22 protein-coding genes are annotated in these 25147 nt (G+C 66.2%); 18 read left to right on the plus strand and 4 right to left on the minus strand.

Annotation, left to right across the window (positions count from 1 at the left end; translation table 11 throughout):
- The first annotated feature begins 330 nt into the window (after positions 1-330).
- The 7 genes from fliF (at position 331) to alkB (ending at position 8113) form a co-directional block, all read left to right on the plus strand.
- Positions 331-2040 carry a flagellar basal-body MS-ring/collar protein FliF gene (gene fliF, locus AC1RQK_RS30165; RefSeq protein ID WP_492376682.1) on the plus strand — a complete coding sequence of 570 codons (1710 nt, stop codon included), beginning with the start codon at positions 331-333 and terminating at the stop codon, positions 2038-2040.
- A complete protein-coding gene (fliG, locus tag AC1RQK_RS30170; protein WP_492376681.1) occupies positions 2030-3022 on the plus strand; it encodes a flagellar motor switch protein FliG in 993 nt (330 codons plus the stop codon). The genes fliF and fliG overlap by 11 nt, the downstream gene beginning before the upstream one ends.
- Positions 3009-3866, plus strand: coding sequence for a flagellar assembly protein FliH (gene fliH / locus AC1RQK_RS30175; RefSeq protein WP_253928365.1), 858 nt, complete (start codon positions 3009-3011; stop codon positions 3864-3866). The genes fliG and fliH overlap by 14 nt, the downstream gene beginning before the upstream one ends.
- Entirely contained in the window at positions 3859-5346 is a 1488-nt protein-coding gene (fliI, locus tag AC1RQK_RS30180) for a flagellar protein export ATPase FliI (protein WP_492812952.1), read from the plus strand. Before fliH ends, fliI begins: the two co-directional genes overlap by 8 nt.
- On the plus strand, positions 5339-5794 hold the full coding sequence (fliJ, locus tag AC1RQK_RS30185; RefSeq protein WP_174425237.1) for a flagellar export protein FliJ: 456 nt from the start codon (positions 5339-5341) through the stop codon (positions 5792-5794). Before fliI ends, fliJ begins: the two co-directional genes overlap by 8 nt.
- Before the next feature lie 28 nt (positions 5795-5822).
- A complete protein-coding gene (locus tag AC1RQK_RS30190; RefSeq protein ID WP_492812954.1) occupies positions 5823-7325 on the plus strand; it encodes a flagellar hook-length control protein FliK in 1503 nt (500 codons plus the stop codon).
- Positions 7326-7459: 134 nt separating this feature from the next.
- Entirely contained in the window at positions 7460-8113 is a 654-nt protein-coding gene (alkB, locus tag AC1RQK_RS30195; protein WP_492812956.1) for a DNA oxidative demethylase AlkB, read from the plus strand.
- A 30-nt stretch (positions 8114-8143) separates the two neighbouring features.
- Here the strand turns inward: alkB and AC1RQK_RS30200 are convergent, their stop codons facing one another.
- Positions 8144-9394: a DUF1444 domain-containing protein gene (locus AC1RQK_RS30200; RefSeq protein WP_492812958.1), complete on the minus strand. Its 1251-nt coding sequence runs from the start codon at positions 9392-9394 to the stop codon at positions 8144-8146.
- Positions 9395-9615: 221 nt separating this feature from the next.
- On the opposite strand from AC1RQK_RS30200, the gene AC1RQK_RS30205 reads away from it, so the two are divergent.
- Positions 9616-10737, plus strand: a complete 1122-nt coding sequence (locus tag AC1RQK_RS30205) for a tetratricopeptide repeat-containing glycosyltransferase (protein ID WP_492387270.1) — start codon at positions 9616-9618, stop codon at positions 10735-10737.
- 20 nt (positions 10738-10757) lie between these two features.
- Here AC1RQK_RS30205 and AC1RQK_RS30210 read toward each other — a convergent pair whose 3' ends face one another.
- The 3 genes from AC1RQK_RS30210 to AC1RQK_RS30220 all read right to left on the minus strand — a co-directional run bounded on the left by AC1RQK_RS30210 (position 10758) and on the right by AC1RQK_RS30220 (position 16001).
- A complete protein-coding gene (locus AC1RQK_RS30210) occupies positions 10758-11231 on the minus strand; it encodes a thioesterase family protein (RefSeq protein ID WP_492812961.1) in 474 nt (157 codons plus the stop codon).
- A 1092-nt stretch (positions 11232-12323) separates the two neighbouring features.
- A complete protein-coding gene (acnB, locus tag AC1RQK_RS30215; protein ID WP_150990488.1) occupies positions 12324-14909 on the minus strand; it encodes a bifunctional aconitate hydratase 2/2-methylisocitrate dehydratase in 2586 nt (861 codons plus the stop codon).
- Positions 14910-15083: 174 nt separating this feature from the next.
- Complete coding sequence (locus AC1RQK_RS30220; RefSeq protein ID WP_492373381.1) at positions 15084-16001, minus strand: LysR family transcriptional regulator; 918 nt, start codon at positions 15999-16001, stop codon at positions 15084-15086.
- 197 nt (positions 16002-16198) lie between these two features.
- Between AC1RQK_RS30220 and catA the strand changes: the two genes are divergently transcribed.
- The 10 genes from catA to fliP all read left to right on the plus strand — a co-directional run bounded on the left by catA (position 16199) and on the right by fliP (position 25121).
- The gene (gene catA, locus AC1RQK_RS30225) at positions 16199-17113 is read left to right on the plus strand and encodes a catechol 1,2-dioxygenase (protein WP_492373382.1); all 915 of its coding nucleotides are present in this window, start codon (positions 16199-16201) and stop codon (positions 17111-17113) included.
- A 121-nt stretch (positions 17114-17234) separates the two neighbouring features.
- Entirely contained in the window at positions 17235-18623 is a 1389-nt protein-coding gene (gene benA / locus AC1RQK_RS30230; RefSeq protein ID WP_492373383.1) for a benzoate 1,2-dioxygenase large subunit, read from the plus strand.
- The gene (gene benB / locus AC1RQK_RS30235) at positions 18620-19129 is read left to right on the plus strand and encodes a benzoate 1,2-dioxygenase small subunit (protein ID WP_492373384.1); all 510 of its coding nucleotides are present in this window, start codon (positions 18620-18622) and stop codon (positions 19127-19129) included. The genes benA and benB overlap by 4 nt, the downstream gene beginning before the upstream one ends.
- Positions 19130-19154: 25 nt before the next feature.
- Complete coding sequence (gene benC / locus AC1RQK_RS30240; RefSeq protein WP_492812965.1) at positions 19155-20174, plus strand: benzoate 1,2-dioxygenase electron transfer component BenC; 1020 nt, start codon at positions 19155-19157, stop codon at positions 20172-20174.
- Between the two features lie 28 nt (positions 20175-20202).
- Positions 20203-20988 carry a 1,6-dihydroxycyclohexa-2,4-diene-1-carboxylate dehydrogenase gene (locus AC1RQK_RS30245; protein WP_492812967.1) on the plus strand — a complete coding sequence of 262 codons (786 nt, stop codon included), beginning with the start codon at positions 20203-20205 and terminating at the stop codon, positions 20986-20988.
- Between the two features lie 684 nt (positions 20989-21672).
- Positions 21673-22158, plus strand: coding sequence for a flagellar basal body-associated protein FliL (gene fliL / locus AC1RQK_RS30250; protein WP_150990480.1), 486 nt, complete (start codon positions 21673-21675; stop codon positions 22156-22158).
- A gap of 150 nt (positions 22159-22308) precedes the next feature.
- Positions 22309-23316 carry a flagellar motor switch protein FliM gene (fliM, locus tag AC1RQK_RS30255; RefSeq protein ID WP_150990478.1) on the plus strand — a complete coding sequence of 336 codons (1008 nt, stop codon included), beginning with the start codon at positions 22309-22311 and terminating at the stop codon, positions 23314-23316.
- Positions 23309-23767 carry a flagellar motor switch protein FliN gene (gene fliN / locus AC1RQK_RS30260; protein ID WP_492373387.1) on the plus strand — a complete coding sequence of 153 codons (459 nt, stop codon included), beginning with the start codon at positions 23309-23311 and terminating at the stop codon, positions 23765-23767. Before fliM ends, fliN begins: the two co-directional genes overlap by 8 nt.
- Complete coding sequence (gene fliO, locus AC1RQK_RS30265) at positions 23764-24282, plus strand: flagellar biosynthetic protein FliO (RefSeq protein WP_492812970.1); 519 nt, start codon at positions 23764-23766, stop codon at positions 24280-24282. The genes fliN and fliO overlap by 4 nt, the downstream gene beginning before the upstream one ends.
- Positions 24279-25121, plus strand: coding sequence for a flagellar type III secretion system pore protein FliP (gene fliP, locus AC1RQK_RS30270; protein ID WP_492373389.1), 843 nt, complete (start codon positions 24279-24281; stop codon positions 25119-25121). The genes fliO and fliP overlap by 4 nt, the downstream gene beginning before the upstream one ends.
- Positions 25122-25147 lie beyond the last annotated feature (26 nt).

Consider the following 25147-nt stretch of genomic DNA (forward strand, 5'->3'; position numbering starts at 1 on the left):
CCCGAAGCGTACTCGCGGCGTCACCTGGGCCATTGCGGGAATTCGGGTGGAAAACGAGGCCTATTCGCCGGATTGTCTGCACCCGCCTTGGATGATCATCGATACCGTGCCGAATCTGGGATGCCGCTTACCTTTGCGCGCCCGGTCCGGACCCGAATCTCATCAACTATCGCGGGGAGTACGCGTGTTTTGTCAGCAGCGTGATCTTAGCCATGCCGAAGCCAGGGTTAGCCAGGCCAGCCGGGGTGGACAGGGCAGCCAGAGCGGCGCCCGCCATCCGGCCCAGCCGATCCTGACCCATGCCGGCCCGGCCGTGACGGGGGCGCGCGCATGAACGCCGTGGCAGCCCTGTCGAACAAGTCCGAGCTGTTCGAGCGACTCAAGACCAATCCGCGCCTGCCCCTGATGCTGGGCGGCGCGGCCCTCGCCGCAGCCATCGCGGTGGGTGTGCTTTGGTCGCGTGCGCCGGACTACAAGGTGCTCTACAGCAATCTGTCCGAGCGCGACGGCGGTGCCGTCATCGCCTCCCTGCAGCAGATGAACGTGCCGTACAAGTTCGCCGAAGGCGGCGGTGCGGTAATGGTACCCTCCGAAAAAGTCCACGAAACGCGGCTGCGCCTGGCTTCGCAGGGCTTGCCCAAGAGCGGCACCACGGGCATGGAACTGATGGACACGCAGAAATTCGGCATCAGCCAGTTTGCCGAACAGGTCAACTACCAGCGCGGCCTCGAAGGCGAGCTGGCCCGCTCGATCGAATCGATTGCGGCGGTGCAGTCGGCGCGCGTGCACCTGGCCATTCCCAAGCCGACGCTGTTCGTGCGCGAACGCCAGAAGCCGACCGCCTCGATCGTGCTGCAACTCTACCCGGGCCGCGCCATCGATGACGGCCAGGTCGCCGCGATCGGCCACCTGGTTTCGTCCAGCGTGCCGGAGCTCACGCCCAAGGCCATCTCCATCGTCGACCAGCACGGCAACCTGCTGTCCGGCAGCGGCACCAACGAGCGTATGCTCGACGCCGGCCAGATCAAGTACGTGCAGGCGCTGGAGCGCAACTACGCGCAGCGCGTGGAGGCCATCCTGGCCCCGATCCTCGGCCAGGACAACGTGAAAGCGCAGGTGACCGCCGACGTGGACTTCTCCATCGTCGAGCACACGGACGAATCCTACAAGCCGAACCAGGACCCGACCCGCGCCGCCATTCGCAGCCAGCAATCGAGCGAGTCGAGCCAGCAAGGCGCGGCGCCGGTCGGCGGCGTGCCTGGCGCGCTGTCCAACCAGCCGCCGGCACCGGCCACGGCCCCGATCGCCACGGCCCAGCCGCCGCGCCCGGGCCAGCCGAACCAGCCGGGGCAGCAGCCCGGCCAGCAAGGCCAGGCCGCGGGCCAGGCCCAGGGCGGCGCCACCGCCACGGCCCAGACCGGCCCGAGCAGCAACCGCCACGACTCCACCACCAACTACGAGCTCGACCGTACCGTGCGCCATGTGCAGCAGGCACCAGGCGGCGTGAAGCGCCTGTCGGTGGCCGTGGTGGTCAACTACCGTCAAAAGGCGGGCGCCAACGGCAAGATGGTGTCTGAAGCCCTGCCCGCCGCGCAGCTCGCCCAGATCGAGAACCTGACCAAGGAAGCCATGGGCTTCTCGGCCGACCGGGGCGACTCGCTCAATGTGGTCAACAGCCCGTTCACCGTGGACAACGACATCAAGCCGGAACTGCCGCTGTGGAAGCAGCCGGAAATGATCGCCCTGGCCAAGACCGCCGCCGGCTACCTGCTGCTGGCGCTGCTGGCGCTGTTCGTGTGGTTCAAGGTAGCGCGTCCGGTGCTGCGCAAGTACACCGCGCCGCCCCTGCCGCCGCCACAGGAAAAGTCGGCCGACAACGAAGCCATTTTGTTGCCGCCTGAAGAGCCGGCAAATCCGGAAGTCCTGCGGCTTGCCGCTAAATATGAAAGCGATCTCGCCCTGGTGCGTGACGCCGCGCAGCGCGACCCGCGCCTGGTTGCTAGTGTGATCAAAAACTGGATGGCTAGCGATGACCGATGAAGGATTGCAGAAGAGCGCCATCCTGATGATGTCGCTCGGTGAAGACGCCGCAGCTGAAGTATTCAAGCACCTTGGCCCCCGCGAGGTGCAGAGCCTGGGCTCGGCCATGGCCACGCTCAACTCGGTGACGCGCGAGCAGATGTCCGCCGTACTGGCCGAGTTCCGCCAGGAGACCGAGCAGTATCTCGCGCTGAATGTGGACTCGAGCGCCTTTATTCGCAGCGTGCTGAACAAGGCGCTGGGCGAGGAGCGCGCGGTATCGGTGATCGAGGACATCCTCGAGTCCCGCGACCCGGGCGCCGGCATCGACTCGCTGAACTGGATGGATTCCACTTCGGTGGCAGAACTGATCCGCGACGAACACCCGCAGATCATTGCCACCATCCTGATCCACCTGGACCGGCAGAAGTCGTCCGAGATCATCGCCATGTTCACCGAGCGCCTGCGCCAGGACGTGATCCTGCGGATCGCCACCTTCGGCGGCGTGCAGCCTGGCGCCCTGCAGGAACTGACCGACGTGCTGACCAAGCTGCTGGCGGGCCAGAGCCTCAAGCGCAGCCGCATGGGCGGTGTGCGTACGGCGGCCGAGATCATCAACCTGATGAGCACGGCCCACGAAGAAGCGGTGATCGAAGGCGTGCGCCTGCACGACGGCGACCTCGCGCAGAAGATCATCGACGAGATGTTCCTGTTCGAGAACCTGATGGAAGTCGACGATCGCGGCATCCAGCGCGTGCTCAAGGAAGTGGCCACCGAATCGCTCATCGTCGCGCTCAAGGGCGCGCCGGTGGAGTTGCGCGACAAGTTCATCCGCAACATGTCGACCCGCGCTGGCGAAATGCTGCGCGAAGACCTCGAAGCGCTGGGCCCGGTGCGGGTCTCGCAAGTCGAGGCCGAGCAGAAGAACATCCTCCAGGTGGTACGACGCCTGGCCGAAGCCGGCGAAGTTGTAATCGGTGGTGGCGACGATGCCTACGTCTGAACGTGCCCTGCGCCAGTTCCGGGGCCTTGCCTCGGACAGCGATTTTGTCGATGGTCGCAGCGAGCTTCGCGGCGATCATGCCAGCGATGCCGGCGATGGCCGCGCAGCGGGCAACCGCGGCGCGCCACGCCAGGCTGGCTTCGAGAGCTTTGCCGCGCCGGCGGGCCGCGCCCCGCAGAAAAACGGCTGGCAGCGCTGGCAGATGGTCTCGCTGGATCCGCGCAAGGCCGCGCCCGCTCCGGCAGAATTCATGCCGCTGGAGCCCGCACCGCCCCCCATCGACTTTGCCGCGCTCGACGCCATGCGTGAAGGCGCGCGCAAGGAAGGCTACGCCCAGGGCTATACCCAGGGCCAGACCCAGGGCTACGGCGACGGCCACCGCGAAGGCTATGCGCGCGGCCTGGAAGGCGCACGCACCGAAGCCGCCCACCTGCAGCAACTGGCCGCCACCTTCAGCCACGCGCTTGGCCGCGTTGACGAAGAAGTGGCCCAGACCCTGATTTCACTGGCGCTGGATGTGGCGCGCCAGCTCGTGCAGCAGGCCGTGCAGGCCGATCCCGCCGTGCTGCTTCCAGCGGTGCGCGAACTGCTCGCGGCCGAGCCGGCGCTGTCCGGCTCGCCCTGCCTGCTGCTCAATCCCGAAGATGTCACGCTGGTGGAAACCCACCTGACGGGCGAGCTTCAGGCCGCCGGCTGGAGCGTGCGCGCCGACCCGGCCATCGCGCGCGGCGGCTGCGTGGCGAGTGCCGCCAGCGGCGAGCTCGATGCCACGCTGTCCACGCGCTGGAGCCGCGTAGTCAAGGCGCTCGGCCGTGACGACCCGTGGGAGCCGCCGCATGCCTGATACCTCGGCCAACACTTCGGCCAATACTTCGGCCAATACTTCGGTGAATACGGATTTCACCGCCGGCCTGCATGGCCAGCGCTGGCGCGATGCGCTCACCGCGGCCTCGGCCGGCATTGCCGAGATCGACAGCAAGCGCAGCTGCGGCCGCCTGACCCGCGCCGCCGGCCTGGTGCTGGAAGCCGTGGGCCTGCGCCTGCCGGTCGGCAGCGATTGCCTGATCGAGCTGCCGGGTGGCCAGTTGCACGGCAAGAACACCGGCCCGCGCCTGGCCGAGGCAGAAGTCGTTGGCTTCGGCGCCGACCGGCTCTACCTGATGCCGCAATCCGACGTGGTAGGCCTGGTGCCCGGCGCGCGCGTCTATCCGCTCGAGCCCACGCCGCTGCCCAGCGGCGACACCACCCCGCGTGAGCCGGGCTCCAAGCGCCTGCCGGTGGGTGAAGGCCTGCTCGGGCGCGTGCTCGATGCTGCCGGGCGTCCGCTGGACGGCCTGGGCCCCATCACCGCTGCCACGGAAGTCACGCTCGGCGGCACGCAGATCAACCCGCTGTCGCGCGCGCCTATCGAGACCGTGCTCGACGTGGGCGTGCGTGCCATCAACGGCATGCTCACCGTGGGCCGCGGCCAGCGCATGGGACTGTTCGCCGGCTCCGGCGTGGGCAAGAGCGTGTTGCTGGGCATGATGGCGCGCTACACCAGCGCGGAAGTGATCGTGGTCGGCCTGATCGGCGAGCGCGGCCGCGAAGTGAAGGACTTCATCGAGAACATCCTGGGCCCCGAAGGGCGCGCGCGCTCCGTGGTGGTGGCGGCACCTGCCGACACCTCGCCGCTGCTGCGCATGCAGGGCGCCTCCTATGCCACGCGCCTGGCCGAGTACTTCCGCGACCAGGGCCGCCACGTGCTGCTGATCATGGACTCGCTCACGCGTTACGCCATGGCCCAGCGCGAGATCGCCCTGGCCATCGGCGAGCCGCCCGCCACCAAGGGCTATCCGCCCTCGGTGTTCGCCAAGCTCCCCACACTGGTGGAGCGTACCGGCAACGGCGCCGAAGGCGGCGGCTCGATCACGGCCTTCTACACCGTGCTGACCGAAGGCGACGACCAGCAGGACCCGATCGCAGATTCCGCGCGCGCCATCCTGGACGGCCACATCGTGCTCTCGCGCAGCCTGGCGGAATCCGGCCACTACCCCGCCATCGACGTGGAAGCTTCGATCAGCCGGGCCATGACGGCGCTGATCGAGCCGCCGCAGTTCGCCTCAGTGCGGCGCTTCAAGCAATTGATGTCGCGCTACCAGCGCAACCGTGACCTGATCAGCGTGGGCGCGTACGTGCCGGGTAACGATCCGGAGCTGGATCTGGCCATCCACCTGCATCCACAGATGGAGGCCTTCCTGCAGCAAGACATCCATGAGCGCGCCGGCTACGACGCCTCGATCGGCCAGTTGCATAGTCTCTTCCAACGGAGTGAACATGGCTAAGCCATCTGCATTGAATACCTTGGCCGACCTGGCCCAGAACGATACGGATGCAGCCGCGCGCGAGCTGGGCCGGCTGCAAGGCCTGCGCAACCAGGCGGAGCAGCAACTGGCCGCGCTCACGCAGTACCGTCAGGAATACCGCGAGCGCATGCAAGCCATCGCGCAGGACGGCATGACTTCCACCCGCTGGCAGGACTTTGCACAGTTCCTGGCCTCGCTCGATACCGCCATCCGCCAGCAGACCGAAGCGCTGGCCCGGGCCGAAGCCCAGTTGCTCGCTGGCCGCGCCAACTGGCAGCAGCAAAAGCGCCGCCAGAGTTCCTTCGACACGCTCATTACCCGCGCGGATACGCGCGAGCAGATTGCCAGCACGCGCCGCGAGCAACGCGACACCGACGAATACGCAGCCCGCGCCGCCCGCCTGCAAGTTGCAGGCCGCCACCGCTAAGCCGCCCAGACAAACCGAGCCCGAACACATGATCGACATCAGCCAGATTGTCAGCAATGCCGCCGCGGCCGCCACAGCCGCCTCTTCGCGCAGTACCAGCAACACCAGCAGTGCCGACGCGCAGCAGCAAGGGTTCGGCGATGCGCTGGCGCGCGCCCGCAACGACGACCGCACCAGCACCAATAGCACCAATAGCACCAATAGCAGCAACGCCGGCAATGGCAGCGCAAGCAACGCCAGCAGCAACAACACCAACAACGCGTCCACACGCAACGACGCCGGCGGCCAGAACGCCAACGCCGCCAATCAAGGCACGCAGTCCAGCACGGTAGCCACCAAGCCGTCACGCCGCCAGGACAAGGACGACGAGACGTCCGAGAACCAGGCCGCGGATCCCGCCGCACAGTCCGCCGCCGCCGCGCTGGCCGCCCTGCTCGCACCGCAACCGGCCCAGCCAGCACAGCCTGCCGCGCTGGCAGCCAACGGCGCGCTGCCGGGCTCGGCTGGACTGCCCGGCACTGCTGCCCTGGGCGCACAAGCCGGCTTGAAGGACATGAAGGACCCGGCGCTCGCCAGCGCCGCGGCCGCTACGCCCAATGCGGCCGCACCGGCGACCTCGGCCGCCGCCGATACGCTGGCCACCATCGCGTCCCAGCGCGCCGCGCTGCAGGCCGTGCCGCAAACCGCGGCCAGCACCCAGGCGGCAACCGCGGACAAGCCCGCCGCAACACCCGGCACCGACGCCACCAAGACCGCCCCTGACCTGGCCGCGAGCCTCAAGGCCGCCATGGCCGGCCAGCAAGGCGGCAATGGCCAGGCCTCCTCCGGGCAGCAGGACGCCTCGCTCGGCCAGCCGTACAAGGCCCCGCTGCAGCTTGGCGATGCCGGCAAGAACAACGCGCCTGCGGCAGCCACCGCCGCCGCGCCGGCCAACCCGATGCAACTGGCGGCAGCCATGCGCGCCGCCGAGCCGGCCAGCACCGAAGCCACGCCCGCCGCCGTCACGCCGCTGATGGCGGCCGGCAGCCTGGCCGCGAGCCAGGCGCCGACTTCCGGCGGCCTGTCGCCGACCACCTCGCTGCCGATCGCGCCGCCCGTGGGTGACGGCCAGTGGCCGCAAGCGCTGGGCCAGCAGATGGTGCGCCTGTCGACCCAAGGCAACCACACCGCCGAGCTGCAGCTCAATCCGCCCGACCTCGGCCCGCTCAAGGTCGTGCTCAACGTCGTCAACGACCAGGCCCAGGCCCAGTTCGTCTCGCCGCATGCCGCCGTGCGCGCCGCGGTCGAAGCCGCGCTGCCGCAACTGCGCACCGCGCTGGCCGACAACGGGATCCAGCTGGGCCAGACTTCGGTGGGCGCCGACGGCTTTGCCGGCCAGGCCGGCAACGGCCAACAGCAGCAACGCCAGCCGGGCAACGCGCAGAACGGCTTTGGCACGTTGGCCGGTATCCCGGCAGCCCCGGTCAATGCCGGCCCCGTGGCCCCGGTGGCGCGCACCCTCGCACGCGGCGAAGTCGACACCTTCGCCTGACCGCCCGGGCGGGATGGAGGCTCGGGCGCACACGCCCGGGCATGCCACGCAGCCCAGCGCATTCGCGCTTACCATGTCGTTTTAGAGCAGGGCCGCAGCCACCAAGGCTGGCGCGCCCCGCCCGCCAGGACGCCATGACCTTCGACCTGTTCGATTCCCTCCCCCAGGACGCCCCCCGCGCCGAGCCCATCGTGCCCGGCGCAGTGGTGCTGCGCGGCTTCGCACGGGAGCATGAATTAACCCTGCTGGATAACGTGCGCGCCATTGCCACGCAAGCGCCGTGGCGGCACCTCATCACGCCGGGCGGCCTGCGCATGTCGGTGGCCATGACCAACTGCAGCCAGTTTGGCTGGGTTTCGGATGTCACCGGCTACCGCTACGAAGCGGCCGATCCCCTCAGCGGCCAGCCCTGGCCCGGCATGCCGGATGCCTTCCTGGCGCTGGCGCGCGATGCGGCCGCCACGGCCGGCTTTGCCGATTTCCGGCCGGACGCGTGCCTGCTCAACCGCTATGCGCCGGGCACCCGGCTCTCCCTGCACCAGGACCGCGATGAGCTCGACCTGCGCGCACCCATCGTCTCGGTGTCGCTTGGCCTGCCGGCCGTGTTCCTGTTCGGCGGCCTTGCCCGCGCCGAGCGCCCGCTGCGTGTGCGGCTGGCGCATGGCGATGTGGTGGTATGGGGTGGCCCGGCCAGGCTGGCGTTCCACGGCATTGCGCCGCTGGCCGACGGCGATCACGCGCTGGTGGGCCGCGAGCGGATCAACCTGACTTTCCGCAAGACGCGCTAACGGCGTGCCGGGCGCATTGGCAGGCGAGCCTCAGCCGATCTCATCGAGCAACGCCAGCCGGCTATCGTCGGGAAACGCCTTGACGCGATACCTGGCAGGATACTGCGCCTCCGGCTCCATCAGGTCACCCAGCATGGCCAGCGCCTGCTGCCAGCCCACCACGCGCGTCTGCCCCATGCCATCGGCCGCATCGGGCCGTACCAGGGCAATGCGATCCGCGCGCGGCAGCGAAGTCTCCACGCCGCACGTCCAGGTGGTGATCGAAAACGAGGTAAGCGGATCGTCCTGCCGCCCATAGAGCAGGTAATTGGCCAGGAAGACATCGGCGCCATCGCGCTCGTTCAGGCGGTCCAGGGCGGCCTTTTGCGTGTCGTATTCTTCCTTGCGGTACAGCCGCGCCAGATGGGCAAGGTGCCGTGCAGCCTCCTCGCCGGACGGGACGAAATGCAACACCTCGGTCCCCGTGGGCACAGCGTGCGCCACGCCCCCGGGCTGGTAGCGGAACATGGCCGGCGAGATCGCGCGGCCCTGGCGGGATGCCTGCAGGCTGAGCTCGACCATGCGCAGCTGCCCGGCATCATCCTGGTCGCCCGTCACCAGCAGCACCTCGCGGGTTGGCATCATGAACACCGGACGACCGCGTACCGGTACCCGCTCCAGCACATCCGGCAGCAGCGCGCGGCTGGCCTCGTAGCCGTCGCTCCAGGCGCCCTGGTAGACGCCTTGCGCGACCGGGACGAAGGCTTCGCCGGTGTGGTCGCGCAGGTTATCGCCCGCGATCTGCAGCGCCTGGCCAAGTGTCACCTGCCAGGAGGCGGAGGGGCCATTGAGCAGCGTCGACGTGGTTTCCGGATAGTCCACCGCCAGCAGGATCACGCAATCCTCGCCGAAGGGCAGGTAGGCGACATCAAAGGTCGAAGGATCGCCTTCCGTGCGCAAGTGGTGCAGCCGGATCTCGTCGATCAGCGAGCGGCTTCGGATCAGCGGGCGCAGCATGGGCCGGGCCTCGGACAGCAAGGCCGGCGTGGCTTGCCCGCTGGAACACAAGGTGGCCACGAAGCCATGCAGCACCTTGTCGCGCTGCGCGCCAGGCGCCTCGCAGTACGCCCGGTAGGCGTTATGGAGGTTGAAGAAAGCGTTGCGCCCGTGCTCCAGCCGGAACTCGTCCGCGTTGACATCGAGGCGCCCCTCAAAGCCCTGGCGCCGGGCAGCGGCAATGAACAACGCCGCGAAACGATCCGGCGGCGGCTTGCGCAGGAAAAACGAATCGAAGAAACCCATGGCGATGGCGTGGCCCGGATGTTGACTGGGAGGTTGGCCTGGATGACAGTGCTTACACCTTACCCCATGTCCCGGCGTTTCGGCATCCTCGCCGTGCTCCGCCATGCGCCCTGCCGCGCGGTGTTGCGCTGCCATGTTTTCCGCTATTCTTGGGCTCGCCGCGGCGCCGGGCCGACCATCCCGCCCGTGGCCCCCCCCCCCAGGATCACAGGAAACCCGAATTGACGCGCATCTGCCTGAACATGATCGTGAAGAACGAGGCCCCGGTGATCGCCCGCTGCCTCGCGTCCGTCAAGCCATGGATCGACCGCTGGGCGATCGTCGACACCGGGTCCACCGACGGCACCCAGGCGCTGGTGCGCAAGATCATGGGGGACCTGCCCGGCGCGCTCCATGAACGGCCCTGGATCGATTTCGCGCACAACCGCAACGAGGCCCTGGCGCTGGCGCGCGCCGGCATGGAGGGCGCGGCCGGTGCCGAAGACTACGTGCTGTTCATCGATGCCGATGAAACCCTGCGCATGCCCGAAGGATTCCGCTGGCCCCGGCTGGCCGACGACGGCTACCGCTTCCAGTGCGAGCTGGGCGGCTGGCAATACCAGCGCAACGCCCTGGTCAAGGCGGGCCAGCCCTGGCGCTGGGAAGGCGTGCTGCACGAATACCTGACGCAGGATCCGGCGCACGCCTGGCAGCACCTGCCCGGCCCCGCCATCGTGGTCTCGCGCGATGGCGCCCGCGCCCGGGATCCGCAGACCTACCTGCGTGACATCGAAGTGCTGGAGCGCGCCCTGTGCAAGGATCCGGCCAACGCGCGCTACTGCTTCTACCTGGCGCAGAGCTACCGCGACGCCGGCAAGCTGGAAGCCAGCCTGAAGCAATACCAGGTGCGCGTGGCCATGGGCGGCTGGGAGGAGGAGCGCTGGTTCGCGCTGTTCCAGATCGCGGTGCTGACCGAGCGCCTTGGCGCCGACGCCGCGCATGCGGCAAACCCAGCCTACGCCCCCGGTGCCGTACGCGATGCCTACCTCGCTGCCTACCAGGCGCGCCCCGCGCGTGCCGAGCCGCTGTGCGAACTGGCCCGCTACCACCGGCTGCGCGGCGAGTTCGCGCAGGCGCACCTCTACGCCCAGCAGGCCGCGGCCATGCCCTGCCCGGCCGATACCCTGTTTGTCGATGCGTCGGTCTATGCCTGGCGCGCGCTCGACGAACTCACGGTCAGCGCGTACTACATCGGCGCGCTGGCGCAAGGCAAGGCCGCCTTGCAAAAGCTGCTGACCGAGGAGCGTTTCCCGCCCACCGAAAGCACGCGCATCCAGTCGAACCGGCCTTACTACGGGCTGTAGCTTTTCATCCCGGGCCTGCCTTAGCCTGCCTTGGCCGCCCCACGGTCCACCCAGTTGACCTTGGGGAACTTGCGCGCGAACACCTCCGGCATCGGCACGACCTGCTTGCGCTCGTAGCTGAAAAAGACAAAGCCGGACTTGGCCATGGCCACCAGCGCCTGGTCTGCCGGGCGCGTGATGCGGAAGGTGATATCGCCGCCATAGCGGTTGAAGTCCATCACCCCCACCTCGAACAGCAACTGGTCGCGGGCATGGGCCTCGGTGCGGTACGTGGTGGCCAGGTCGGTCACGATGATGCCCACCTGGTCGGTCTGTGCATCCGGCTCGTCTGCCGTGCGCAGGTCGAACAGAAAGCGCGCCCGCGCCTCGGAAATCATCGAGATCATCGAGTCGTTGCCGAGGTGGTTGGCGGAGTTGATATCGGTCACGCGCACCGTCAGGTGGGTGGAGTAGCAGAATTGGTCTTCGGGGAATTCGAGATTTAGGCGGGCCATGATGTGATGGGGGAAACTCAGTGAGTGATTGTTGCTGTTTCTTTTTGCGGCGTTGGTTTTTGGACCTGCGGGCCGTACGACATTGGTCTTTGGGGTTGGTCACTGTTTCTTTTTGCGGCGTTGGCTTTTGCACCCAACAGCCATACGACATCCCCCTGCGGGGTTGGTCGCTGTTTCTTTGAGCGGCGATGGCTTTTGCACCCAACAGCCATACGACATCCCCCTGCGGGGGCTGCCGGTCACTCTTCTTTGCGTCGGCAAAGAAGACTAACGAGAAGAAAGCCGACCCTGCCGGGAGCAGAGCAATCGGGCTTATGCGGGGCGGTGGTTTCGTCGTACGGCCCGGAGTGTTGGCTGGCCTTTGCCATACCGGCTTGGAGGGCATCGCAAATGCATGATCCAATGGTCACGTGGTGGTGCCCCTGATCGCTTTGCTCGGTGCGCGTTCGACCATCTGCCGATACCGGCGCGGACCATCACGACACATCGCCTGCCAATGGTTTCGTGGTGGGGCGGGCGCGGTGGTCAGGGCCTTGGGTATATCAAGCCGGTGCCACCGCGCCCACGACGGAACCGGTGCGCCTGCAACTTCGTGGCCGGCCACGCCGCGAGCGACAGACGGCTTGAAGCAAGTGGTGTCCGCTACCGGGGGCCTCACCACGAATCCCAGAAGCCGGCAGGTTCGTGGCCAGTCAATCCGGTACCGGCAGAAGCCCGCAGAACCGCTGGCCATACGACGAAACCAGCACCCCTAGCACCCGCGATTGCTCTGCCCCCGGCAGGGTCGGCTTTCTTCTCGTTAGTCTTCTTTGCCGACGCAAAGAAGAGTGACCGGCAGCCCCCGCAGGGGGATGTCGTATGGCCCTTGGGTGCAAAAGCCATCGCCGCTCAAAAAAACAGCGACCAACACCGCAGGGGGATGTCGTATGGCCCTTGGGTCCAAAAACCAACGCCGATGAAATAAACAGCGACCAACCCCAAAGACCAATGTCGTACGGCCCGCGAGTCCAAGATGCCAATACCGCCAGCAAACCATAAAAGAAAAGCCCCGCAAGGGGCCTTTCAAACGTACGGCTGGAAAACCAGGACAGCTTAAACCGTCACCGTATCCGCCACGCCCTTGAAGTCTTCAATCTTGTCGAAGTTCAGGTACTTGTAGATCTGATCACCGTTGGTGGCCAGCACGCCCATGTCCGACATGTACTCTTCCTTGGTCGGAATACGACCCAGACGCGAGCAGATCGCGGCCAGCTCGGCCGAACCCAGGTACACGTTGGTGTTCTTGCCCAGACGGTTCGGGAAGTTACGGGTGCTGGTCGACATCACCGTGGCGCCTTCGCGCACTTGTGCCTGGTTACCCATGCACAGCGAGCAGCCCGGCATTTCGGTGCGGGCGCCGGCCGTGCCGAACACGCCGTAGTGGCCTTCTTCGGTCAGTTGCTTGGCGTCCATCTTGGTCGGCGGGGCAACCCACAGCTTGACGGGGATGTCGCGCTTGCCTTCGAGCAGCTTGGAGGCTGCGCGGAAGTGGCCGATGTTGGTCATGCACGAACCGATGAAGACTTCGTCGATCTTGGCGCCAGCCACTTCCGACAGGGTCTTGACGTCGTCCGGGTCGTTCGGGCAGGCCACGATGGGCTCATGCACGTCGGCCAGGTCGATCTCGATCACGGCGGCGTACTCGGCGTCCGCATCCGGCTCCAGCAGCTTGGGGTCGGCCAGCCAGGCTTCCATGGCCTGGATACGGCGCGACAGGCTGCGCGGGTCTTGGTAGCCTTCGGCGATCATCCACTTCAGCAGCGTGATGTTGCTGTTGATGTATTCGATGATCGGTTCCTTGTTCAGACGCACCGAGCAACCGGCGGCCGAACGCTCGGCGGAAGCGTCGGACAGCTCGAACGCTTGCTCGACCTTCAGGTCGGGCAGGCCTTCGATTTCCAGGACGCGGCCCGAGAAGATGTTCTTCTTGCCTTGCTTGGCCACGGTCAGCAGACCCGACTTGATGGCGTACAGCGGAATGGCGTTGACCAGGTCACGCAGGGTGACGCCGGGCTGCATCTTGCCCTTGAAGCGCACCAGCACGGATTCCGGCATGTCCAGCGGCATCACGCCGGTGGCAGCCGCGAACGCCACCAGGCCCGAACCCGCCGGGAAACTGATGCCGATCGGGAAGCGGGTGTGCGAGTCGCCGCCGGTGCCAACGGTGTCGGGCAGCAGCATGCGGTTCAGCCACGAGTGGATCACGCCATCGCCCGGGCGCAGCGAGATGCCGCCACGGGTGCTGATGAACTGCGGCAGCGTGTGATGGGTCTTGACGTCGACCGGCTTCGGATAAGCGGCGGTGTGGCAGAACGACTGCATCACCAGGTCGGCCGAGAAGCCCAGGCAAGCCAGGTCCTTCAGCTCGTCGCGGGTCATCGGGCCGGTGGTGTCTTGCGAGCCCACCGAGGTCATCTTCGGTTCGCAGTAGGTGCCCGGGCGGATGCCCTTGCCTTCCGGCAGGCCGCAGGCGCGGCCAACCATCTTCTGGGCCAGCGTGAAACCGCGGCCAGTGTCGGCCGGGTTGTGCGGCAGGCGGAACAGCGTGGACGGGGCCAGGCCGAGCGCCTCGCGGGCCTTGGCGGTCAGGCCACGGCCAACGATCAGGGGAATACGGCCGCCGGCGCGCACTTCGTCGAACAGCACGTCGGACTTGACGGTGAACTCGGCGATGACCTGGCCGTTCTTCAGGGCCTTGCCATCATAGGGACGCAGCTCGACCACGTCGCCCATTTCCATCTGCGACACGTCCAGCTCGATCGGCAGTGCGCCGGCGTCTTCCATGGTGTTGTAGAAGATCGGGGCAATCTTGCTGCCCAGGCACACGCCGCCGAAACGCTTGTTCGGCACGAAGGGGATGTCTTCGCCGGTGAACCACAGCACCGAGTTGGTGGCGGACTTGCGCGAGGAACCGGTACCGACCACATCGCCCACGTAGGCGACCAGGTTGCCCTTTTCCTTCAGCGATTCGATGAACTTGACCGGGCCGCGCTTGCCGTCTTCTTCCGGGGTAATGCCCGGGCGCGCGTTCTTCAGCATGGCCAGCGCGTGCAGCGGGATGTCGGGGCGGGTGGTGGCGTCTGGCGCCGGCGAGAGGTCGTCGGTGTTGGTTTCGCCGGTGACCTTGAACACGGTCACGGTCAGGCTTTGCGGCACTTCCGGGCGGCTGGTGAACCACTCGGCGTCAGCCCAGCTTTGCAGCACGGACTTGGCGATGGCGTTGCCCTTGTCGGCCTTTTCCTTGACGTCGTGGAAGGCGTCGAACATCAGCAGCGTCTTCTTGAGCGCTTCAGCCGCAACGGGACCAATCTCGGCGTCGTCCAGCAGTTCGATCAGCGGGGCGATGTTGTAGCCGCCCAGCATGGTGCCCAGCAGCTCGGCAGCCTTGGCACGCGAGATCAGCGTGCAGGCTTCCTTGCCCAGCGCCACGGCGGCCAGGTACGAGGCCTTGACCTTGGCGGCGTCGTCCACGCCCGCCGGCACGCGATGCGTGATCAGGTCGACCAGGACTTGTTCCTCGCCAGCCGGCGGGGACTTCAGCAATTCGATCAACTCCGCAGTCTGCTTGGCGGTCAGCGGCAGAGGGGGGATGCCGAGCGCGGCGCGTTCGGCTACATGGGCGCGATAGTTTTCAAGCATGGGAACCTGCGGGTGATAGGGTTGCAAAAACCGGTTGTGCCGCGATTGTAAAATAAAGTGCACCCTTGGGTCAAACGTCTTATATCTTATATAAGAGTTAGAAACAGAAAACCCAATAAAATCAAGGCCAGGCCGCATGCAAGAGTTCCCCCGGCACCATCAGGCCACCCGCCATCATTCCTGGCTCGGCGGCAGGAAAACCAGCTTCTCCTCCTCATACAGCCGGTAGATCATGTCCAGCATGGCGCTGATCTCCTCGGTCTCGTCGAGCCTGCGCATGCTCATGATGATGGGCGAGACCAGGTTGGGATCGTCCAGCTCCCGGTAGCTGATGTCGTCCCGCTTGAGGCCGTGCACGCTGCTCGGGACGATCGAGATACCCTCCCCGGCCGCCACCAGCCCCAACGCGATCTGCAGCTCGCGCGCTTCATGGATACGCCCGGGCTGCAAGGCCCGGTCGTGAAACGCTGCCAGCACCTGGTCGGCGTAACTTGGGCGGGGCGCCTTGGGAAAGATGATCAGGTTCTCGCCCAGCAGGTCGTGCAGGGCCAGCACGGGCTTGGCCAGCGAGAGCGGGTGCCCGACCGGCAGCGCCACGATCATCCGCTCCTCGCGCAGCACGACCCGGCGCACGTTCGGGTCCTCGTGCCGGATGCGGCCAAACCCCACGTCGATGGTGCCCTGCTTGAGCGCCGCGATCTGGTCCATGGTGGTCATCTCAACCAGGCTCAGCTCGATCTGCGGGTGCTCGGCGCGAAAGCGCCGGATGATCTTGGGCAGCATGCCGTACAGGGTCGAGCCGACAAAGCCGAGCGACATCTTCCGCTCGATCTGCCCCACCCGCCGTGTCATCGACTCCAGTTCCGCGGCTTGCGCCAGCAACTGCTGGGCGTGCGCGTAGAAAAAGCGCCCGGCCTCGGTCAGCTTGAGCGGGCGCGCGTTGCGCTCGAAGAGCTGCACCCCCAGGCCCTCTTCCAGTTGCTGGATCTGCCGGCTCAGCGGCGGCTGGGCGATATGCAGCCGTTCGGCCGCCCGGGTGAAGTTGAGCTCCTCCGCGACGGCGACAAAGTAACGTAAGTGACGCAAGTCCACGACTATACCTTTTGAGTATTCAGCCAATACTAAAACAGTGTTGGACCGCCAATTTCTGCACTCCTATCCTTCGCATCAGGCTGTGACAACGACTTTTTATACCTTTATGGCATTTTAGTTCGAATCACGCGGCCCTGGCGGAATGCCACTGCAAAGACGGACCCCCACATAGAAAACCCGAGACAAGGAGCAGACAAATGACGCATCCGGAAATCGAAGCGCTGGTGAAAGCGTTCATCCTCGACACCGCCAACGGCAAGGCCGATGCGCGCGTGCAAAGCGTAGTGGTCCGCCTGACCACCGACCTCTTCAAGGCGATCGAAGACCTGGACCTGAGCGCCAGCGAAGTCTGGAAGGGCATCGAGTACTTCGCCGAGGCCGGGCCGGAACTTGGCCTGCTGGCCGCCGGCCTGGGCCTGGAGCGCTTCCTGGACATCCGCGCGGATGAAGCCGAGGCAAAGGCCGGTCTCGCCGGCGGCACGCCGCGCACCATCGAAGGCCCGCTGTACGTGGCCGGCGCGCCCGCGAGCGAAGGCTTCGCGCGGCTGGACGACGGCAGCGAAGACGGCCAGGGCGAAGTCCTGTTCATGCAGGGCACTGTGTTCGACACCAACGGCAAGCCGCTGCCCGGCGCCGCGGTGGAGGTCTGGCATGCCAACTTGCTCGGCAACTACTCGTTCTTCGACAAGACGCAGTCCGACTTCAACCTGCGCCGCACCATCACGACCGATAGCGAGGGCCGCTACCAGTTCCGCAGCATCGTGCCGATGGGCTATGGCTGCCCGCCGCAAGGCACCACGCAGCGCCTGCTGGACCTGCTGGGCCGCCATGGCCGGCGCCCCGCGCACATCCACTTCTTCGTGTCCGCGCCCGGCCATCGCAAGCTGACCACCCAGATCAACATCGACGGCGACGAATACCTGTGGGACGACTTTGCCTTTGCCAGCCGCGAGGGCCTGGTGCCAGCGCTCAGGCACGTCGAGTCCCCGCGGGCACTGGCCGAGCACGGCCTGGACAAGCCGTTTGCCGCCATCGATTTCGATTTCCGCCTGTACGCAGATTGCGCGGCAGCGCCGGCACCGGAAGTGGAGCGCACGCGCGCCGCCGCGTAAGCCCCGGCGCCCGAGGCATCTCAGGCGCCCGCACCGCATCAGCAACGACGCAGCAACATCAGGGCCGACCTGAGGATCCCTCACGGCCCGGCGCATCCGCCACGGATGCAGGAGACACCGCATGATCCCCATTTACCCGGACCACAGCCCGGCCCTCGCGCGCCTGGACGACTACCTGGTGGAAAACCGCGAGACCGGCGACCACCGCCTGCATCGCAGCGCCTTCACCGACGAGGCCCTGTTCGAACTCGAGATGAAGCACATCTTCGAGGGCAACTGGATCTACCTGGCGCACGAAAGCCAGATCCCCGGCAACAACGATTACTACACCACCTACATGGGCCGCCAGCCGATCGTGATCGCACGCAACCGCCAGGGCGAACTCAACGCGCTGATCAACGCCTGCACCCATCGCGGCGCCATGCTGTGCCGCCACAAGCGCGGCAACAAGGCGACCTACACCTGCCCGTTCCATGGCTGGACCTTCAATAACAGCGGCAAGCTGCTCAAGGTCAAGGATCCGGAGGGCGCCGGCTACCCCGATTGCTTCAACAAGGAAGCCTCGCACGACCTGAAGAAGGTGGCGCGCTTCGAGAACTATCGCGGCTTCCTGTTCGGCAGCCTGAACCCGGATGTGGCGCCGCTCAAGGACTTCCTGGGCGAGGCCGCCAAGATCATCGACATGATCGTGGACCAGTCCGCCGACGGGCTCGAAGTGCTGCGCGGCGCGTCCACCTATACCTTCGAAGGCAACTGGAAGCTGCAAACCGAGAACGGCGCCGACGGCTACCACGTCTCCGCCGTGCACTGGAACTACGCCGCCACCACCAACCACCGCAAGCAGGAAAACGCCCGCGAGGACAAGATCCGCGCGATGGACGCTGGCAACTGGGGCCGGCAAGGCGGCGGCTTCTACGCGTTTGATCACGGCCACATGCTGTTGTGGTCGCGCTGGGCCAACCCGGAGGACCGGCCGAACTTCAACCGGCGCGAGGAATTCGCCGAGCGCTGCGGTGCCGAGACGGCGGACTGGATGATCCAGAACTCGCGCAACCTGTGCCTGTACCCCAACGTCTACCTGATGGACCAGTTCGGCTCGCAGATCCGCGTGCTGCGCCCGCTGTCGGTTGGCAAGACCGAAGTCACCATCTACTGCATCGCGCCCAAGGGCGAAGCCGACGACGCGCGCGCACGCCGCATCCGCCAGTACGAGGATTTCTTCAACGTCAGCGGCATGGCCACGCCCGACGACCTGGAAGAATTCCGCGCCTGCCAGCAAGGCTATGCCGGCAGCGCGGTGGCATGGAACGACATGTGCCGCGGCGCCACGCACTGGGTGGAAGGCGCCGACGAGGCCGCCCGCAAGATTGGCCTCAAGCCGTTGATGAGCGGCGTCAAGACCGAGGACGAAGGCCTGTACACGGTGCAGCACCGCTACTGGCTGGACGTGATGAAGAAGGCCACGGGAGCCGAAGCCAGCAAGATCAGCAGCGCCGGGAGCGAAGCATGAGCACGACCCCAACGACCGCACCCATCGGCCTTGCCGAAATCCAGGCCTTCCTCTACCGGGAAAGCCGCTTGCTTGACGACGAACAATGGGATGAATGGCTGGCCTGCTATCACCCGGATGCCGCTTTCTGGATGCCGTCCTGGGACGACGACGACACCCTGGTGACCGATCCGCAGCGCGAGATCTCGCTGATCTACTACCCGAACCGCCAAGGCCTGGAAGACCGCGTGTTCCGCATCAAGACCGAGCGCTCGAGCGCCACCATGCCGGACACGCGCACCAGCCACAACATCAGCAACGTCGAACTGGAGCGCCAGGAAGGCAGCGCCTGCACGGTGCGCTTCAACTGGCACACGCTGAGCCACCGCTACAAGACCAACTACAGCTACTTCGGCATGTCGCGCTACGTCATCGACTTCGCCGGCGAGCAAGCGCAGATCCTGGACAAGTACGTCGTGCTGAAGAACGACTACATCCACCAGGTCATCGACATCTATCACATCTGAGCGGACGCGCCGGAGGAACCACGCCATGGAATACAACATCGCTCTGCAGTTTGAAGACGGCGTTACCCGCTTCATCACCTGCGCCGCCAACGAAACCCTGTCCGACGCCGCCTACCGCCAGCAGATCAATATCCCGCTGGACTGCCGCGACGGCGCCTGCGGCACCTGCCGCGGCTTGTGCGAATCCGGCGAGTACGACCTGCCGGCGTCGAGCTATATCGAGGACGCGCTGACGCCCGAGGAGGCCGCCAAGGGCTACGTGCTGGCCTGCCAGACCCGCCCGCGCTCCGATTGCGTGATCAAGGTGCCGGCCTCGTCGGCCGCCTGCAAGACCGGCGTGACCCGCTACCAGGGCAAGCTGGCGGCGGTGGACAAGCTGTCGGACTCCACCATCGGGTTCTCGATCGAGCTTGGCGAGACCGCCGCCCCGACCTTCCTGGCGGGGCAATATGTGAACGTGGAAATTCCGGGTACCGGCCTGACCCGCTCGTACTCGTTTTCCTCCGCCCCCGGCGCCGCCCGCACCTCGTTCGTGGTGCGCAACGTGCCCAACGGCCGCATGAGCGAGTTCCTGAGCAAGGAGGCACTGCCCGGCCAGCCCATTTCCTTCGCCGGCCCCTATGGCAGCTTCTACCTGCGCGAAGTGACCCGCCCGGTACTGTTCCTGGCGGGCGGCACCGGCATCGCGCCCTTCCTGTCCATGCTGGACGTGCTGGCCGCGAACGGCAGCCCGCACCCCATCCGCCTGGTGTACGGCGTGACGCATGAGATCGACCTGGTGGCATTGGCACAACTCGACGGCGCAAAGGACAAGCTCGCCGGCTTCGAGTACCGCACCTGCGTGCTCGATCCGGTCAGCGGCGAAACCCGCAAGGGCTATGTCACGCAGCACGTGGAGCAGGACTGGCTCAACGGAGGCGATGTCGACATCTACCTGTGCGGCCCCGTTGCCATGGTGGATGCGGTGCGCGCCTGGCTGCAGGACGCCGGGGTGACGCCGGCCAGCTTCCACTACGAAAAATTCTCGGCCAGCAACGCTGCCTGACCCACCTTCCACGGATCACAGACACGCCATGAACAACAACGCGCGCTTTAGCGGGAAAATCGCCGTGGTAACCGGCGCGGCGCAGGGGATTGGACGCGGCGTGGCGCTCGCCGCCGCGGCCGAGGGCGCCAGCCTGGTGCTGGTCGACCGCTCGGCCCTGGTGCACGAGGCCGCCGCGCAAATCCTCGCCAACGGCGGTCAGGCACTGGCGGTGGAGGCCGACCTGGAAACCTATGCCGGCGCCCGCCTGATGACCAGCGCGGCGCTGCAGGCCCATGGCCGCATCGATGTCCTCGTCAATAACGTGGGCGGCACCATCTGGGCCAAGCCCTACCAGGAATACGAGGAAGCGCAGGTCGAAGCCGAGATCCGCCGCTCCCTGTTTCCCACCCTGTGGTGCTGCCGCACCGTGCTGCCCGGCATGATCGAGCGCAAGCAGGGCGTGATCGTCAATGTCTCGTCCATCGCCACGCGCAGCATCTACCGCGTGCCCTACGCGGCCGCCAAGGGCGGCGTCAATGCCCTGACCGCTAGCCTCGCCTTCGAGCACGCGCAGGACGGCATCCGCGTCAATGCGATCGCCACCGGGGGCACCGAAGCGCCGCCGCGCAAAGTGCCCCGCAACACGGCGGAGCAGACCCCGCAGGAAGCCGCGTGGTACCAGAGCATCGTCGACCAGACCATGGCATCCAGCCTGATGCACCGCTACGGCACCATCGACGAACAGGTGCGCGCGATTCTGTTTTTGGCGTCCGATGAGGCCTCTTACATCACCGGCACCGTCCTGCCCGTAGGCGGCGGCGACCTCGGCTGAGCTGCGACGACGCCGGCTCGCGCCCTCCCGGCAGACTGACGCTTCACATTTTCGTGTTTTTTCTGCACGAAGCAGTTGGGAGCTGCGTTTTCGGGGCGATGCCCTGAATGGCGAGGCGCACAACGTATTCGCCACCTCAAAAAATATGCCTTTAAGCGCATATTTCTGTGCCGCCTCGGACAGGTAACACCACTCGCGCATGGGTGGACCCGGGTATGCGGATTTCTCGGTCCGCAGCCGGCTCGCACAGCCCGCCAGGCGCGGCGTGGCGCCTGGCGCCCGCGGCACGCGGTTCTCCGCGCCGTCCCACCATTGGATTTAATCCGCAATCTAATCAATGACTTAGCAAATCGGCGCGACAAGCGGCGGCGCCATCGTCAACGCCAATTCCATGCCCTTGGCGGCCACCTGCGCCTGCTTGCCGCCCTCTCGCCAACCCGGCAAATCATGGCGGTTTCCTGGTCCGTCACCCGCTATCCGGTACCCCGCGCGGCTTTTAGTCAAACATCCACTCAAGTTCCGTGCCCGTCATTCGTTAACCCCTGTAAGACCATCCGCGTAGCTCGGATGACAAGACCTGTTCGGCTCAAAGGGCCAAGCTGAGCGGGTTTCACCCTTTTTTTCGGCCCTTTGCTTGCCGGTCATTCCCTCAAGAATGGCAAGGCATTCCGATACAGGCATCTCATGGCGAATACGCTCACTTCTTCCCAGGCTGACGGCAACACGAGCAAGCGCGGGCGACTGCTGCTGGTGCTCGGCGTCGTGCTCGTCGCGGCGCTGGGTGCCGGGGGCTTTTTTCTGGGCAACATCCTGAGCAACCGCCAACCGGCCGCGCCTGCCGCTCCTGTTGTGCCGCCGCCGATTTTTGTGCCCTTGGAAGCATTTACCGTCAATCTGAAGAGCGATGACGGTGACCGCTTCCTGCACACCGGTTTGTCGCTCAAGGTGGCCGACGCGAAGGACCAGGCGCGCATCACCGAGTACCTGCCGGAAGTCCGCAGCCGCATCTTGCTACTGCTGTCGGCCAAGCAACCGCCCGATCTGGCGACGGTGGACGGCAAGCGCAAGCTGGCCCAGGAAATCCAGAGTGTCATCAGCCAGCCGTTCGCGCCCAACCTGCCCAAGCAGCAGATCCTGGACGTCCTATTTACTTCCTTCGTGGTGCAGTAAGCGCTTTGCCCTGCCCCACCAGCAACTCCGATATGAATTCGTCCTTGTTTTCCTTGCCTGTCTCACAGCGCGCGCGCCAACGCCAGCGCGCGGGCTGATCGGTACATGGTCGCTTTCATTCATCACGGCACTCAAGGGGCAGGACACTAGATGGCCTACGACAAGTTTCTCTCGCAGGACGAGGTAGACGAATTACTGAAAGGCGTGTCAGGCGAGACCGATACGCCCGAGGTCGCCGCGCCGGTCTCCGAGGATGGCGTGCGCCCGTACAACCTGGCCACGCAAGAGCGCATCGTGCGCGGCCGGCTGCACACGCTCGAAATCATCAACGAGCGCTTTGCCCGCCAGCTTCGGACCCAGCTGTTCAACTTCATCCGCCGTGGCGCCGACATCTCGGTTGGCTCGGTGCGGATCGAGAAGTACGGCGACTTCGTGCGCAACCTGCCGGTGCCGACCAACCTGAACCTGGTGCACATGAAGCCGCTGCGCGGCACGTCGCTGTTCGTGTTCGACCCCAACCTGGTGTTCCTGGTGGTCGACAACCTGTTCGGTGGCGACGGGCGCTTCCACACCCGCGTGGAAGGCCGCGACTTTACCCAGACCGAGCAGCGCATCATCCGGCGCCTGCTGGACCTTGCGCTCAACAGCTACGGCCAGGCCTGGAATGCCGTGCATCCGATCGAGCTGGAATATGTCCGCTCGGAAATGCACACGAAGTTTGCCAACATCGCCATGCTCAGCGAGGTGGTGGTGACCACCGCCTTCCATATCGAGCTTGGCGCGGTGGGTGGCCAGCTGCACGTCTGCTTCCCGTACTCGATGATCGAGCCGGTGCGCGACCTGCTGATGAACCCGCTGCAGGACGAGGTTGAAGTAGACAAGCGCTGGATCTCCCAGCTGTCGCAGCAGATTCGCTCGGCGGAGGTGGATCTGGTGGCCGAATTTGCCCACGTGGAAAGCACCGTAGCCGAAGTGCTGGCGCTGCGCGTCGGCGACGTACTCCCCATCGAGCTGCCCGAGCAGGTCTTCGGCAAGGTCGATGGCGTACCCGTGCTGCAGGCCGGCTTTGGCACCATGAACGGCCAATATGCGTTGCGGGTAGAACGGATGATCAATCACCAAGAAATCGATTCCAACAAGGAAACCGACCATGACTGACGGCAAAGACGACAAGCCGGCCGACCCGATGGACGACTGGGCCAGCGCCCTGGCGGAGCAGACCAGCGCCGAGGAAATCGCCGCTGCCGCCGCGCCTGCCCAGGCTGTCGCCGCCACGCCTGCCACAGCCACACCAGCCGCCTCCAAGGTCTTCCAGCCGCTGGAGAAGGAAACGCCGAGCGGCTTCCACAACGATATCGAGATGATTCTCGATATCCCGGTCCAGCTCACGGTAGAGCTTGGTCGCACCAAGGTGCCGATCAAGACGCTGCTGCAGCTGGCCCAGGGCTCCGTGGTGGAGCTCGACGGCCTGGCCGGCGAGCCGATGGATGTGCTGGTCAACGGCTACCTGATCGCCCAGGGCGAAGTCGTCGTGGTGAACGATAAGTTCGGCATCCGCCTGACCGACATCATCACGCCGTCCGAACGCATCCGGAAGCTCAACCGATGAAAGCCGGCCTGCGCCGGACCGCCAACGCTGCGCTTGCCGCCGGCGTGGGCCTGGCGCATGCGGCGAGCGCGTACGCGCAAGCCAGTGCCACGGCGGCCAGCCCTGCCGGTACCGGCACGATCGCCGGCAACGCCGGGGCCGGCAGCCATGTCCCGGTCAGCAGCGCGACGGGGCTGGCGCAAGCCGGCCTCGGCCTGTTCGCCGTCATCGCCCTGATCCTGCTGCTGGCCTGGCTGGCGCGCCGCGCCGGCCTGGTCCGGCACGGCCAGGGCGGCCAGATGAAGGTGGTAGGCAGCACCATGCTCGGCCCCCGCCAGCGCCTGGTGATGGTGGAAGTGGGCGACACCTGCCTGGTGCTGGGCGTGAGCGCCGGCGAGATTCGCACGCTCCACACTTTGCCCGCGCAAGCCGCGCACAAGCCGGACCACCCCAGCGGCAGCGCGGCAACCCCGGGCTCGGCCGGCAGCTTTGGACAAAAGCTGCTGCGCGCCATGCAAGACAACCTGAAGTCATGAATTTCCTGCCTGACGCCTCCCGGCGCACTTTGCAACACCACCTGCAACGCCATCTCCGGTCCGTGCGCGAATGCGCCAGCCAACCCTGCCGGCTTGCGCTCGCGGCGTTGCTGGTGAGCGCCTGCCTTGCGCTGGTGCTGTTGCCTGCCATGGCCCACGCGCAGGCGTTGCCCGGCCTGACCAGCAAAGCCGGCCCGGGCGGCAGCCAGACCTGGTCGCTGTCGGTGCAGACGCTGGTCCTGCTTACCTCGCTGTCGTTCCTGCCCGCGGCCATGCTGATGATGACGGGCTTCACCCGCATCATCATCGTGCTGGGGCTGCTGCGCAATGCGCTGGGCACGGCCAGTTCCCCGCCCAACCAAGTGCTGGTGGGGCTGTCGCTGTTCCTGACCTTCTTTGTCATGTCGCCGGTGTTCGACCGCATCTACACCGACGCCTACAAGCCGCTGTCCGAGAACAAGCTCAGCCTGGAAGACGCCGCCGCCAAGGCCGCCGCGCCGCTCAAGACCTTCATGCTCAAGCAGACCCGAGAGAAGGACCTGGCGCTGTTTGCCCAGATGGCCAAGGTGCCCGAGATGCAGGGCCCCGAAGACGTGCAGATGCACATCCTAGTGCCCGCCTTTGTCACCAGCGAGCTCAAGACCGCGTTCCAGATCGGCTTTACCGTCTTTATCCCCTTCCTGATCATCGACCTGGTGGTAGCCAGCGTGCTGATGGCGATGGGCATGATGATGGTGCCGCCGGCCACCATCGCGCTGCCATTCAAGCTGATGCTGTTCGTGCTGGTGGACGGTTGGCAATTGCTGCTGGGCTCGCTGGCGCAGAGCTTCCTGAACTGATCACGGGGCGCTAGCCCCATCCAAGG

The organism is Cupriavidus sp. GW822-FHT02D05, from assembly GCF_058802485.1.

Coding starts and splice junctions, on each gene's coding strand:
- fliF (WP_492376682.1), top strand. CDS start 331: ATGAACGCCGTGGCAGCCCTGTCGAACAAGTCCGAGCTGTTCGAGCGA.
- fliG (WP_492376681.1), top strand. CDS start 2,030: ATGACCGATGAAGGATTGCAGAAGAGCGCCATCCTGATGATGTCGCTC.
- fliH (WP_253928365.1), top strand. CDS start 3,009: ATGCCTACGTCTGAACGTGCCCTGCGCCAGTTCCGGGGCCTTGCCTCG.
- fliI (WP_492812952.1), top strand. CDS start 3,859: ATGCCTGATACCTCGGCCAACACTTCGGCCAATACTTCGGCCAATACT.
- fliJ (WP_174425237.1), top strand. CDS start 5,339: ATGGCTAAGCCATCTGCATTGAATACCTTGGCCGACCTGGCCCAGAAC.
- AC1RQK_RS30190 (WP_492812954.1), top strand. CDS start 5,823: ATGATCGACATCAGCCAGATTGTCAGCAATGCCGCCGCGGCCGCCACA.
- alkB (WP_492812956.1), top strand. CDS start 7,460: ATGACCTTCGACCTGTTCGATTCCCTCCCCCAGGACGCCCCCCGCGCC.
- AC1RQK_RS30200 (WP_492812958.1), bottom strand. CDS start 9,394: ATGGGTTTCTTCGATTCGTTTTTCCTGCGCAAGCCGCCGCCGGATCGT.
- AC1RQK_RS30210 (WP_492812961.1), bottom strand. CDS start 11,231: ATGGCCCGCCTAAATCTCGAATTCCCCGAAGACCAATTCTGCTACTCC.
- acnB (WP_150990488.1), bottom strand. CDS start 14,909: ATGCTTGAAAACTATCGCGCCCATGTAGCCGAACGCGCCGCGCTCGGC.
- catA (WP_492373382.1), top strand. CDS start 16,199: ATGACGCATCCGGAAATCGAAGCGCTGGTGAAAGCGTTCATCCTCGAC.
- benA (WP_492373383.1), top strand. CDS start 17,235: ATGATCCCCATTTACCCGGACCACAGCCCGGCCCTCGCGCGCCTGGAC.
- benB (WP_492373384.1), top strand. CDS start 18,620: ATGAGCACGACCCCAACGACCGCACCCATCGGCCTTGCCGAAATCCAG.
- benC (WP_492812965.1), top strand. CDS start 19,155: ATGGAATACAACATCGCTCTGCAGTTTGAAGACGGCGTTACCCGCTTC.
- AC1RQK_RS30245 (WP_492812967.1), top strand. CDS start 20,203: ATGAACAACAACGCGCGCTTTAGCGGGAAAATCGCCGTGGTAACCGGC.
- fliL (WP_150990480.1), top strand. CDS start 21,673: ATGGCGAATACGCTCACTTCTTCCCAGGCTGACGGCAACACGAGCAAG.
- fliM (WP_150990478.1), top strand. CDS start 22,309: ATGGCCTACGACAAGTTTCTCTCGCAGGACGAGGTAGACGAATTACTG.
- fliN (WP_492373387.1), top strand. CDS start 23,309: ATGACTGACGGCAAAGACGACAAGCCGGCCGACCCGATGGACGACTGG.
- fliO (WP_492812970.1), top strand. CDS start 23,764: ATGAAAGCCGGCCTGCGCCGGACCGCCAACGCTGCGCTTGCCGCCGGC.
- fliP (WP_492373389.1), top strand. CDS start 24,279: ATGAATTTCCTGCCTGACGCCTCCCGGCGCACTTTGCAACACCACCTG.